This window comes from Rathayibacter sp. AY2B9 (genome assembly GCF_002931595.1).
GTDB lineage: Bacteria > Actinomycetota > Actinomycetes > Actinomycetales > Microbacteriaceae > Rathayibacter.
In genome coordinates this window covers 94339-106118 of the sequence record NZ_PSUB01000009.1, presented here as the reverse complement: position 1 = coordinate 106118, position 11780 = coordinate 94339, and the positions used below count along the sequence as shown (strand labels likewise).

Here is an 11780-nt window from a genome sequence, read left to right as displayed (position 1 = left end):
CCCGGGCCCGTCCGCGCGATCCGGAGCAGCCGGTGTCGCGACGGGCGCGGGTCAGCCGCCGTGCGTGAAGCGGCCCGCCAGGAGGGTCGCGGCGACCGGCATGGATCGGAGGGCTCCTGCATCGGCGGCGAGCGGATCGCGGTCGACCACCACCAGATCGGCGGGATCGCCGGCCGCGGGCGTGAGCCGGCGCACCCGGGTCGAGGCGACGATCGCCTCCTCGACGCTCACCCGCTGCTCCGGATGCCAGGGCTCGTCGCCCGGCAGCGCCCGCGCGACCGCGGCCGAGATCGCGACCCACGGGTCGAGCGGAGCGACCGGAGCGTCCGAGCCGAGCACCACGCGGGCCCCGGAGTCGAGCAGCGAGCGCAGCGGGAACGCCCGGCCGGTGCGTCCCGGCCAGTACCGCTCCGCCACCTCGCGGTCGTCGAGCGCGTGCGCGGGCTGCACTCCGGCCTCCACGCCGAGCGCGGCGAACCGCGGAAGGTCGGTCTCCGCGAGCAGCTGAGCGTGCTCGATCCGGCCCCCGCCGACCCGGCCGAGCGCGTCCAGAGCCAGCGTCGCCGCGGCGTCTCCGATCGCGTGCACGGTGGAGCGGATGCCCCCGGCGGCCGCGCGGGCGAGCAGCTCGTCCAGCTCGGCGGGCTCCACGGTGAGGACGCCGTTGCCGTCGTGGTCGGCGTAGGGGTGGGCGCAGTAGGCGGTCCTCGTGTTGAGGGAGCCGTCGATCAGGACCTTGAGCGGGCCCATCCGCAGCAGGCCGTCACCGCCGTCGAGCTCGTCGCCCGTGCGCAGTCCCTCAGCGAGGGCGCGGTCGAGGTGGTCGCGGTAGACGCCGGTGTCGACGCGGAGGGAGCGTGCTCCGCCAGCGACGCGACGGGGCCAGTCCCCCACATTCCAGCGCATCTCGAGGTCGACGACGCCGACCACCCCGCGAGCCGCAGCCCGCCGCGCCGCCGCGTCGGCGAGTGCGTCGAGCTCGTCGTCGCCGAGGGCGCCGAGTGCGGTGACGAGCTCGAAGCAGGCGTCCTCGCGCAGCAGCTCGGGCTCGGGAGCGACGGCGTAGCGCCGGTACGCGGCGGAGTTCAGCCAGGCGCAGTGCAGGTCGCCGCTGATCAGCACGACGGGCCGTTCCGGAGAGACCTCGTCCAGGAGCGCGGTCGTGGGCGGCTCCGGCCAGAGGCCGTCGCGGAAGCCGAAGCCGATCAGCGTGCCGGTACCGGGCTCCTCCGCCAGGCGACGTCGGACCGCGTCCGCCGTTCCGCGGGCCGAGTCGGCTGACGAGACGTCCAGGCGCGGTGCCGTCATCGCCCACTGGGAGAAGTGGACGTGCTCGTCCCAGAGGCCGGGGAGCACCCAGCGCCCGTCGAGGTCGCGCACCTCGTCGCCCGGGGCGGCGGCGGCGTCCGGTCCGACCGCTTCCACGCGGCCGTCGCGCAGGAGCACGGCACCGGGTCGGGACGAGCCGAGGAGGCGGGCGCCCCGGAGCAGGAGACCGCCGGTCATCGGGCGGCCTCGCGGAGCGCGGGGCGGACAGCTCGGCGGGCGCGGGACCGGGCCGGCGTCTCTCCACCGGCGCTCACGACTGGCACACCGGGCACCAGTAGAGCTTGCGTGCGCCGATCTCCTCGAGCAGCACGTTCGTGCCGCAGACGCGGCAGGGCAGACCCTCGCGCTTGTAGACGTAGTTGCGCTCGGCGCGGCTGCGGACGGCTTTCGAGCGCTCGGTCTTCGTCAGGCCGCGGCGCGTGATCATCATCCCGGTCCGGATGCCGTCCTCGAGCAGGTCCGCCCAGTCCCGCCACAGCTCCTGTGCGAGGTCCAGCGGCACCTGCTTGCCGGGAGTGTGCGGGTCGAGGCCGGCGCGGTAGAGCAGCTCCGCGCGGTAGATGTTGCCGATGCCGCTGACCACGGACTGGTCCATCAGCACCAGCCCGACCGGCGTCGCCGTCCTGCGGAGCCGGTTCACGAAGCGGTCGCGCGCCTCGTCGGAGTCGTCGTCGGCCGGATCCGGACCGAGGCGGGCGAGGAGGGCCTCCACCTGGGCGGGGTCCATCACCTCGCAGGCGGTGGGGCCGCGCAGGTCGGCGACCGTCTCCTCCGTCATGATGCGCACGCGCACCGCGCCCACGGGCGGCGGCGGGAACTCGTCGAGATCGGAGTCGGTCTCGTGCTCCGTCTCGGAGAGGCGCACGGCGCGGCGGCGCCGGGGAGCGCCGATGCTGCTGCCGGCCTTCCCGTCCGGGAACAGCGGCGAGACGTGCCCGAGGAAGTCCCACGCGCCGTAGAGGCCGAGGTGGACGTGCAGCGTCAGGTCGCCCTCGAAGCGCAGCAGCAGGTGCTTGCCGACGGCCGTGGACTCGAGGACTTCGCGCCCGTCGAGGAGCGCGGCTCCCTCGGTGAAGCGGCCCTGGGGGCTGCTGGTCGCGACGCGGTGCCCGACGACGTCGCGCTCGAACTGCAGGGCGATCCGGTGGACGGAGTGCCCCTCGGGCACTCAGCGCTCCTTCGCGGCGGAGTCGACGACCCGGCCGGCGATGTCGCCGGTGGCCTCGTACTCGGCGAGCTGCGCGATGCGGCGCACGTGCCGCTCCTCGAAGGTGAAGGGCTCGGCGACGAACGCGTCGATGAAGCCGGTGGCCTCCTCGACGGAGTGCTGGCGGGCCCCGATCGAGATGACGTTCGCGTCGTTGTGCTGGCGGGCCAGCACGGCGGTGCTCAGATTCCACACGAGCGCCGCGCGCACGCCCGCGACCTTGTTCGCCGCGATCTGCTCGCCGTTGCCCGAGCCGCCGAAGACGACGCCGAGAGCCTCGACCCCCGCCTCCTGATCGCGGACGACCGCGGCGGCGGCGTTGATGCAGAAGGACGGGTAGTCGTCCAGCGGGTCGTAGGACGTGGGGCCGTGGTCGATCACGTCATGACCGGCGGCGCCGAGGTGCTCGATCAGGTGACGGCTGAAGTCCAGCCCTGCGTGGTCCGTGGCGATGTGGATGCGCACGAGAGAACTCCTCCGGAAGAGCCGTCTGGGGCCCGCGGTGCCCGGGCCGGGAGCCAGAGTACCGCGGGTCGGCTCAGTCGAACTGCGGGTCGCGGGTCCGCGAGCGCTTGAGCTCGAAGAAGCCGTCGAAGGAGGCGGCGGCGACGATGCCGTCCCAGAGGGTCAGCGCCTGCTCGCCCCTCGGGATCGGCGAGATGACGGGGCCGAAGAAGGCGACGTCGCCGATCGCGATGACCGGGGTGCCGACGTCCTGGCCGACCCGCTCGATCCCGTCGAAGTGGGAGGCGCGCATCGGCTCGTCGTACTCGTCCGAGTCGGCGTGGGCGGCGAGCTCCGCGGGGAGGCCGAGCTCGGCGAGCGACTCGGCGATCACCGCGTCGACGTCGGTGCGCCCCCCCGGGTGGATCCGGGTGCCGAGCGCGTCGTAGAGCGGCTTCACGTGCTCGCGGCCCTCGCACTCGGCGACGGCGGCGACCAGGCGCGTGTAGCGCAGCGCGCGCGGGAGGAAGGCGCGGTACGAGTCGTCCACGTCCTTGTCCTCGTTGAGGACGGCGAGGCTCATGATGTGCCACTGCACGTCGAGGTCGCGCGCCGGCGTCACCTCGTCCACGAATCGCGAGGTCATCCAGGCCCACGGGCAGGAGGGGTCGAACCAGAAGTCCACAGAGGTCATGGGGACACGCTACGCCGCTCGCGGCGGCCGCGTCCGCGCTCCCCGGCGGCTCCGCAGGATCGGCGCCACGGGGCTCCACGGCGGGTCCCGGCAGCTCTAGGGTGGATCGGCGGCGCCCGCACCCCGGCGCCCGCGGCAGCGCCCGAGACGAACGGATGGAGCACCCCCGTGCCAGGAGACAACCTCACCCGGAGCGAGGCGCAGGAGCGCGCCTCGCTGATCCAGGTCCACGACTACGACATCGCCCTCGACCTGACCCGGGGAGCCGAGACCTTCCTCAGCACGACCACGGTGCGCTTCTCCGCCACCGAGGGCGCCTCGAGCTTCATCGACGCCGTCACGGGCACGGTCCACTCCGTCACCCTCAACGGCGCGGAGCTCGACCCCGCCGACGTCGCCGACGGCGTCCGGATCCGCCTCGACTCCCTGGCTGCGGACAACGAGCTCACCGTCGTCGCCGACATGCTCTACACCAACACGGGCGAGGGCCTGCACCGCTTCGTCGACCCCGTCGACGGCGAGGCGTACCTGTACTCGCAGTTCGAGGTGCCCGACTCCCGCCGCGTCTTCGCGGTGTTCGAGCAGCCGGACCTCAAGGCCGAGTTCCGCTTCACCGTCACCGCGCCCGCGCAGTGGCAGGTCGTGTCGAACCAGCCCACTCCCGAGCCGGTCCCGGCGGGCGAGGGGATCGCGACCTGGAGCTTCGAGCCCACCCCGCGCATCTCCTCCTACATCACGGCCCTCGTCGCCGGACCCTACGTGGTCGAGACCGACTCGCTCGTCTCCTCCGACGGCCGCACCATCCCGCTGGGGGTCTTCGCCCGGGCCTCGCTCGCGCCCTTCCTCGACGCCGACTACGTGTTCGAGAAGACGAAGCAGGGCTTCGCCTTCTACGAGGAGAAGTTCGGCGTCCCGTACCCGTTCGCGAAGTACGACCAGCTGTTCGTCCCCGAGTTCAACGCCGGCGCGATGGAGAACGCGGGAGCGGTGACCTTCACCGAGACCTACGTGTTCCGCTCCAAGGTGACGGACGCGATCAAGGAGCGCCGGGTCGTCACGATCCTCCACGAGCTCGCCCACATGTGGTTCGGCGACCTGGTCACGATGAAGTGGTGGAACGACCTCTGGCTCAACGAGTCGTTCGCCGAGTACGCCTCCACCCTCGCCACCGCGGAGGCGACGGAGTGGACCGAGGCGTGGACCACCTTCGCCGCGATGGAGAAGAGCTGGGCCTACCGCCAGGACCAGCTGCCCTCGACCCACCCGATCGTCGCGACCATCAACGACCTCGAGGACGTCCAGGTCAACTTCGACGGCATCACCTACGCCAAGGGCGCCTCGGTGCTCAAGCAGCTCGTCGCGTGGGTCGGCGAGAAGGAGTTCCTCGCCGGCGTCCACGAGTACTTCGTCAAGCACGCCTTCTCGAACACGGAGCTGCGCGACCTGCTGGTCGAGCTGGAGGCCACCAGCGGGCGCGACCTCACCGAGTGGTCGGCGCAGTGGCTCGAGACGGCCGGCGTGAACACGCTCCGCCCCGAGATCGCGGTCGACGAGAGCGGAGCGATCGCGTCCTTCGCGATCCTGCAGACCGCGGTCGAGGAGTACCCGACGATCCGCCCGCACCGCCTGGCGATCGGCCTGTACGACTTCGAGGGCGAGCGCCTCGTCCGCGTCGACCGCCTCGAGCTGGACGTCGACGGGGAGCGCACCGAGGTGCCCGAGCTGATCGGCCGCACCCGTCCGGCGCTCGTGCTGCTCAACGACGACGACCTCGCCTACGCGAAGGTCCGCCTCGACGACGCCTCGCTCGCCGTGGCCGTCGAGCACCTCGCGAGCATCGACAGCCCCCTGGCCCGCTCGCTGGTCTGGGGCTCGGTCTGGGACTCGACCCGCGACGCCGAGTCGGCGCCGCGCGACTTCGTCCGCCTCGTCCTGGGCAACGTCGCGACCGAGACCGAGTCCACGACCCTGCGGACGGTGCTGAACCAGCTCGTCGCCACCGCCACCCAGTACGTCGCTCCGGAGTACCGGGCCGAGGTCGTCGAGGAGGCGGGCGATCAGCTGTGGACGCTCGCGCAGAGCGCCGAGCCGTGCAGCGACGCGCAGTTCCAGTTCGTGAAGTTCTTCGCCGCGATCGCGTCCACCCCGGCGCACCTCGAGGCCGTGCAGGCGCTGCTCGACGGCTCCACCGCCCTCGGCGGCCTCGACATCGACACCGACCTCGGCTGGGAGCTGCTGATCGCTCTCGTCGCCGGCGGGCGGGCCGGTGCGGACGACATCGACGCGGCGCTCGCCTCGGACAACACGGCGACCGGCCAGCAGTCGGCCGCGCACGCCCGTGCCGCACTGCCGACCGCGGAGGCGAAGCGCGCGGCGTGGGACTCCGTCACGGCCGACGACTCGGCACCGAACACGATCGTCCGCTCGACGGGCCTGGGCTTCCAGCGCGCCGCCGACCCGCGCCTGCTCGACGCGATGGTCCCGGTCTACTTCGACGCCCTCCGCACCCTCTGGGAGTCGAAGAGCTACAAGATCGCCGAGTACCTGGTCGTCGGCTTCTACCCGGCCGCCACGCCCTCGCAGGAGATCGTCGACGCCACCCGCGCCTGGCTCGACGCGAACCCGGAGGTCCCGGCGCTGCGCCGACTCGTGATCGAGAACCTGGCGGGCGTGGAGCGTGCACTCCGCGCCCAGGAGCGCGACACCCGGGGCTGACAGCGAGCCGCCCGGTCCCCCGGCGCTCGGCGCTGCGGGACCGGGCGGATCTCCCCTCTCCCGGCGCCTAGCGCTGCGGGACCGAGCGGCGCTCCGGCCCGTCATAGGCGGACAGCGGCCGGATGAGCGCGTTCGAGCCCCGCTGCTCGATCACGTGGGCCGTCCAGCCCACCACCCGCGCGGCGACGAACAGCGGAGTGAAGATCCCGGTGTCGAAGCCCATCAGCCGGTAGGCGGGGCCGGACGGGTAGTCGAGGTTCGGCAGGATGCCCGTCCGCTCGGCCATCGCCGCGGCCAGGGCGTCGTACAGCTCCATCATCTCGCCGGCCCCCTCGTGCTCGGCGAGCCGCCGGAGAGCGGCGTCCATGGTCGGCACCCGCGAGTCGCCCGACTTGTAGACCCGGTGGCCGAACCCCATGACCTTCCGGCGCTGTCCGAGAGCCTCGGCGAGCCACTCGCGGGACCGCCGGTCCACCTCCGGTCCGGTGCCGACCTCGTCGAGCACGTGCAGCACGGCCTCGTTCGCCCCGCCGTGGAGCGGTCCCTTGAGCGCTCCCACGGCGGCGGTCACGGCGGAGTGGACGTCCGACAGCGTCGACGTCACGACGCGGGCCGTGAAGGTCGAGGCGTTGAAGGAGTGCTCGGCGTAGAGCACCAGCGAGACGCGGAACGCGTCGACGACGACCGGCTCCGGCACCTCGCCGAAGGTCGTCCAGAGGAAGTTCTCGGAGTAGTCGAGGTCGTCGCGCGGATCGATCGGCTCGAGGCCGCGCAGGCGGCGCTGAGCGTAGGCGACGATCGCCGGCAGTGCCGCCCAGAGCCGCACGGAGCGCTCCAGCACGGCCTCGGGAGCGTCGGCGTCCGGATCCTCCTCGAGCGCGCCCAGGACGCTCACCGCCGTCCGCACAACGTCCATCGGGTGCGCCGACAGCGGCAGCAGGTCGATCACGGTGCGCACCTCGGGGGCCAGGGCGCGGTGGGCCCGCTCCGCGGCGGCCAGCCCGGCCGCCTCCTCCGGAGTGGGGAGCTCGCCGTGCCAGAGCAGCCAGGCCACGTCCTCGAACGAGGTCCCCGCCGCGAGCTCCTGCGCGGGGTAGCCGCGGTAGAGCAGCGAGTTCGACGCCGGGTCGACCTTCGAGACGGCCGTCGTGTCGACGACGACCCCCACGAGTCCCTTGCGGATGTCCTGATCGGTCGTGCTCATCCTTCGCTCCTTCGCGAGAGGCGGGCGGCGGCGCCGGGGAGCGCCGCCGGTTCGTGCGGGTCGGCGCGCTCAGGCGCCGTAGTGGTCGGCGAGCGAGAAGTCGAAGACGCCCTCGTCGAAGCGGTTGTACGAGGCGTAGTCGAGGAGCTCGTAGAGCTCGGCGCGCGTCTGCATGGCCGGGACCTCCGAGCGGAGCGAGCCCTCCGCCTTGAGGGCGTCGAGTGCCCGCATCGCGGCGCCCATCGCGATCCGGAGCAGCGAGACCGGGTGGATCACGACGTTCACGCCGACGTCGGCGAGCTGCTGCGCGGTGAACAGCTCGCTCTTGCCGAACTCGGTCATGTTGGCGAGGATCGGCACGTCGATCGCGGCGCGCACGGCCTCGAACTCGGACAGGTCGCGCATCGCCTCGGGGAACACCGCGTCTGCTCCGGCGTCGACGAGGCGCTTGGCGCGGTCGATCGCGGCCGGCAGGCCGTCGAGGGCGCGGATGTCGGTGCGGGCCATGATCACCAGGTCGGAGTCGCGCCGCGCGTCGACGGCCGCCGCGATCCTCCGCACCGAGGTCGCCTCGTCGACGACCGCCTTGCCGTCGAGGTGCCCGCAGCGCTTGGGGTTCACCTGGTCCTCGATGTGCAGCCCCGCGACTCCGGCGTCCTCGAGCATCTGGACCGTGCGCGCGACGTTCAGCGGCTCGCCGAAGCCGGTGTCCGCGTCGACGAGGACCGGCAGGTCGGTCAGGCGCGCGATCTGCTGCGAGCGGCCGGCCACCTCGCTGAGCGTGGTGAGCCCGATGTCCGGCAGCCCCAGCTCGGCCGAGAGCACGGCGCCCGAGACGTAGATCCCGTCGAAGCCCTTCGCCTCGATGAGGCGCGCGGAGAGCGGAGTGAACGCGCCGGGCAGCTGCAGCAGCTCGCCCGAGGCGAGGCGCTCGCGGAAGAGGCGGCGCTTCTCGGCGGGAGTCCGGGTGGAGTGGAGCATCGGGCGTCCTTCCCAGGGCGGTGTCCGGGTCCGAGCGGACCCGACTCGAATCTATACGCGCGCGGAGCTCGTGCACCCGTCTCGGAGGGAGGCGTCCCGTAGCCTGGAGCGGTCATGCTGCTTCTTCAGACCTCCACCCCGGACCCTGTCCCCGCCACCGTCTCCTTCTTCGAGTCCGAGCCCTTCTGGAAGGTGGTCGCGATCCTCGGGATCGTGCTGGGCGCGCTGCTGGTGCGCGTCATCGCCCACTTCGTGATCGGCCGCGTCGTCGACCAGATCGTGTCGGGAGTGAAGCGCCGCCAGCGCGTCGAGGACACCCAGTCGATCGCCGCGTCGCCGCTCGCGGCCGTGCGGGTGGTGCAGCGCACGCGCACGCTCGGGTCGATCCTCAACAACCTGAGCTCGATCCTGATCGTCGTCATCGCCCTGGTCATGATCGTGACGACGATCGACAAGGACCTCATCGGCTCCTTCGCCCTGCTGACGGCCGCCCTCGGCGCGGGCCTCGGCTTCGGCGCGCAGAACATCGTCAAGGACGTCCTCAACGGGCTGTTCATGGTCGCAGAGGACCAGCTCGGGGTCGGCGACGTCGTCGACACAGGGCAGGCGACGGGCGTGGTCGAGTCGGTCGGCGTCCGGGTGACGCAGATCCGCGACGTCAACGGCACCCTCTGGTTCGTCCGCAACGGCGAGATCGTCCGGGTCGGGAACATGTCGCAGGGCTGGTCGCGCGTCATCGTCGACCTGGCCGTGCCCTACGAGACGGACCTCGAGCAGGTGCAGTCCACGGTCCTCGCGACCGCGAACGAGCTGGCGGCGAGCAGTCGCTGGCGGGCCCGGATCATCGACAAGCCCGAGCTCTGGGGCCTGGAGTCCATCGCCGACGACGCCCTGGTCATCCGGGTCGTGGTCAAGACCCGCACCACCGCCAAGGACGACGTCGCCCGCGAGCTGCGCCTGCGCCTGAAGAAGTCGCTCGACGCGCTCGACGTGAAGCTCCCCTCGCTGGCCACCGTCGTCCTCGAGGGCTTCGAGGGGGCGACGAGCGTCGGAGGCGCCAAGCCGCCGCGGACCACGCCCTCCCCCACGATCAGCACCGAGCACGGCAAGCCCGTGCGGCTCCCCCGCGCGCTGCGGCGCGGGAGCGGGACGCCGCCCCAGGACGGCGGCGGCACCTCCGGCCCGACGGGAGCGCGCTCGTGAGCGGCCTGCAGATCGGCGGCACGCCTCCGCTGCGCAGCTTCTGGGAGCACATCGGCGGCCGGCCGACGTTCGAGCGACTGGTCCGCCGCTTCTACGAGGGCGTCCGCGAGGACGAGGTCCTCTGGCCGATGTACCCCGAGCACGACCTCGAGGGCGCGATCCAGCGGCTGACCGGCTTCCTCGAGCAGTACTGGGGCGGGCCGGGCACCTACAGCGAGGAGCGCGGCCACCCGCGCCTGCGGATGCGGCACCAGCCCTTCCGGATCAATCCCGAGGCCCGCGACCACTGGCTCCGGCACATGCGGACGGCCGTCGACGATCTCGAGCTCGCTCCGGCCGACGACGCCCTGCTCTGGGACTACCTGGAGCGCGCCGCCCACGCGATGGTGAACACCTTCGAGGAGTAGCCCCTCAGCCCGGGGTGCGGACCAGCACGTGTCCGCGCCGTGAGGTGAGGCGGCGCCAGGCGCCGCTCTCGAGCAGGGCCACCGGGTCGTCGGCGCCGAGGAACCCGAGCGCGAAGAGGGCGAACGCCGCTCCCGCCGGGACGTCCTCGAGGCCGTCGAGCGGGCGGCCCCAGACGCTCGACCGCACGCGGCCGACGATCTGCTCGCCCGTCTCGGAGCCGACGGCCGCCGCGATCTCGTCGATCCCCTCGCGCGCGACGCGCTCCAGGAAGCCCGGGTCCACGGGCTCGCGCCGGGTCCAGCCGCCGCGGGGCGGGGAGACGCCCGCCCAGGGCCCCGCCGTCGCGTCGTCGCCGTCGGGCAGCACGACCGGCTTGCCGTCCGCTCCGCCCGGCTCCCACTGCAGGCGGGCGAGGCGGTCCGACAGCGCACGGATCGGCACGACCCGGTCGAAGCCGGCGGGCTCGTCGAGCGCGAAGACGCGCAGGCCCAGCACGGTCGCGGAGCGGTCGAGCAGACCGCGGGGCTGGAGGATCGGCGTGTAGGCGGCCAGCACGTGGTCGTCGGCGAGGAGCCGGACCGCACCGTCCTCGACCCGGGCCGAACGGCCGAGGAAGACGCGCAGATCCGACAGGCTGGGCGGATCCGCCAGGGAGAAGGACGGACTCATCGCGTCGATAAACTTACCCGAGGCCGCTCGCCCCACCGCCCGACACCCCGGAGGTACCGTGCCCGATCCCCTGTCCTCGTTCCTCACCGCGCTCGACCTGACGGACACCGGCGCCCGCACCAGCGAGGACATCTCGACGGGTCCCTCGCAGTGGATGCCCGAGGGGCGGGTCTTCGGCGGCCAGGTCCTCGCGCAGTCGCTCATCGCGGCCGGTCGCACCGTCGAGGGGCGCTCCGTGCACTCGATGCACGGGTACTTCCTCCGCCCCGGGGACGTCTCCCTGCCGATCACGTTCTCGGTCGACCGGATCCACGACGGCCGCTCCTTCTGCACGCGGCGGACGCAGGCCTACCAGAACGGACGCCCCATCCTCTCGATGATCGCCTCGTTCCAGACCGAGGACGAGGGTCTCGACCACCAGGCGCCGATGCCGGAGGGGATCCCCGACCCGGAGTCGCTGCCGAGCACCGCTCAGATCCTCGCGGGGGTCGACCACCCGGTCGGCAGCTTCTGGGCCACGCAGCGCCCCTTCGACGTGCGGCACGTCGAGCACCCGGTGTACCTCCGGGCCGACCCCGAGCGGGTCGCGCACCAGAGCGTGTGGATGCGCTCGCTCGGACCGCTGCCGGACGATCCGATGCTGCACCGCGCCGCCCTCGCCTACGCGAGCGACTACACGATCCTCGAATCCACGCTCCGCAGGCACGGTGCGGCGTGGACGACGCCGGGCCTGCGGATCGCGAGCCTCGACCACGCGATGTGGTGGCACCGCCCCGCGCGCGTGGACCAGTGGCTCCTCTACGTGCAGGAGGCGCCGAGCGCGTCCGGCGGACGCGGGCTCTCGCTCGGGCGCATCTACACGCAGGAGGGCGTGCTCGTGGCGAGCGTCGCCCAGGAGGGCATGGTCCGCGTCCCCCTGGGCTGAG

11 protein-coding genes are annotated in these 11780 nt (G+C 72.8%); 4 read left to right on the top strand and 7 right to left on the bottom strand.

The window, feature by feature from the left end:
- Positions 1 to 51: 51 nt before the first annotated feature.
- The 4 genes from C5C25_RS10455 to C5C25_RS10440 all read right to left on the bottom strand — a co-directional run bounded on the left by C5C25_RS10455 (position 52) and on the right by C5C25_RS10440 (position 3674).
- Complete coding sequence (locus C5C25_RS10455) at positions 52 to 1506, bottom strand: amidohydrolase (RefSeq protein ID WP_104226732.1); 1455 nt, start codon at positions 1504 to 1506, stop codon at positions 52 to 54.
- Between the two features lie 73 nt (positions 1507 to 1579).
- Positions 1580 to 2497 (bottom strand): Fpg/Nei family DNA glycosylase, encoded by a 918-nt coding sequence (locus C5C25_RS10450; protein WP_104250560.1) that lies wholly within the window; start codon positions 2495 to 2497, stop codon positions 1580 to 1582.
- Positions 2498 to 3001, bottom strand: a complete 504-nt coding sequence (locus C5C25_RS10445) for a ribose-5-phosphate isomerase (RefSeq protein WP_104223700.1) — start codon at positions 2999 to 3001, stop codon at positions 2498 to 2500.
- Between the two features lie 73 nt (positions 3002 to 3074).
- Positions 3075 to 3674 (bottom strand): disulfide bond formation protein DsbA, encoded by a 600-nt coding sequence (locus C5C25_RS10440; protein WP_104250559.1) that lies wholly within the window; start codon positions 3672 to 3674, stop codon positions 3075 to 3077.
- Positions 3675 to 3842: 168 nt separating this feature from the next.
- On the opposite strand from C5C25_RS10440, the gene pepN reads away from it, so the two are divergent.
- A complete protein-coding gene (gene pepN / locus C5C25_RS10435) occupies positions 3843 to 6389 on the top strand; it encodes an aminopeptidase N (protein ID WP_104250558.1) in 2547 nt (848 codons plus the stop codon).
- Positions 6390 to 6456: 67 nt separating this feature from the next.
- Here pepN and C5C25_RS10430 read toward each other — a convergent pair whose 3' ends face one another.
- Both C5C25_RS10430 and prpB read right to left on the bottom strand, forming a co-directional pair.
- Positions 6457 to 7593 carry a bifunctional 2-methylcitrate synthase/citrate synthase gene (locus tag C5C25_RS10430; RefSeq protein ID WP_104250557.1) on the bottom strand — a complete coding sequence of 379 codons (1137 nt, stop codon included), beginning with the start codon at positions 7591 to 7593 and terminating at the stop codon, positions 6457 to 6459.
- Between the two features lie 69 nt (positions 7594 to 7662).
- Positions 7663 to 8574 (bottom strand): methylisocitrate lyase, encoded by a 912-nt coding sequence (gene prpB / locus C5C25_RS10425; protein ID WP_104250556.1) that lies wholly within the window; start codon positions 8572 to 8574, stop codon positions 7663 to 7665.
- Between the two features lie 114 nt (positions 8575 to 8688).
- Between prpB and C5C25_RS10420 the strand changes: the two genes are divergently transcribed.
- A complete protein-coding gene (locus C5C25_RS10420) occupies positions 8689 to 9777 on the top strand; it encodes a mechanosensitive ion channel family protein (protein ID WP_104250555.1) in 1089 nt (362 codons plus the stop codon).
- Positions 9774 to 10184 carry a globin gene (locus C5C25_RS10415; RefSeq protein ID WP_308470798.1) on the top strand — a complete coding sequence of 137 codons (411 nt, stop codon included), beginning with the start codon at positions 9774 to 9776 and terminating at the stop codon, positions 10182 to 10184. Before C5C25_RS10420 ends, C5C25_RS10415 begins: the two co-directional genes overlap by 4 nt.
- A 4-nt stretch (positions 10185 to 10188) precedes the next feature.
- Here C5C25_RS10415 and C5C25_RS10410 read toward each other — a convergent pair whose 3' ends face one another.
- Positions 10189 to 10854: a hypothetical protein gene (locus C5C25_RS10410; protein WP_104250554.1), complete on the bottom strand. Its 666-nt coding sequence runs from the start codon at positions 10852 to 10854 to the stop codon at positions 10189 to 10191.
- 58 nt (positions 10855 to 10912) lie between these two features.
- Here C5C25_RS10410 and C5C25_RS10405 point away from each other — a divergent pair, with 58 nt between their 5' ends.
- Positions 10913 to 11779, top strand: a complete 867-nt coding sequence (locus C5C25_RS10405) for an acyl-CoA thioesterase II (RefSeq protein ID WP_258069390.1) — start codon at positions 10913 to 10915, stop codon at positions 11777 to 11779.
- Position 11780: the final 1 nt, after the last annotated feature.

Excerpts from the sequence above, each read along its gene's own strand:
- C5C25_RS10455 (WP_104226732.1), bottom strand. The coding sequence starts at position 1,506 with ATGACCGGCGGTCTCCTGCTCCGGGGCGCCCGCCTCCTCGGCTCGTCC.
- C5C25_RS10440 (WP_104250559.1), bottom strand. The coding sequence starts at position 3,674 with ATGACCTCTGTGGACTTCTGGTTCGACCCCTCCTGCCCGTGGGCCTGG.
- C5C25_RS10430 (WP_104250557.1), bottom strand. The coding sequence starts at position 7,593 with ATGAGCACGACCGATCAGGACATCCGCAAGGGACTCGTGGGGGTCGTC.
- prpB (WP_104250556.1), bottom strand. The coding sequence starts at position 8,574 with ATGCTCCACTCCACCCGGACTCCCGCCGAGAAGCGCCGCCTCTTCCGC.
- C5C25_RS10420 (WP_104250555.1), top strand. The coding sequence starts at position 8,689 with ATGCTGCTTCTTCAGACCTCCACCCCGGACCCTGTCCCCGCCACCGTC.
- C5C25_RS10410 (WP_104250554.1), bottom strand. The coding sequence starts at position 10,854 with ATGAGTCCGTCCTTCTCCCTGGCGGATCCGCCCAGCCTGTCGGATCTG.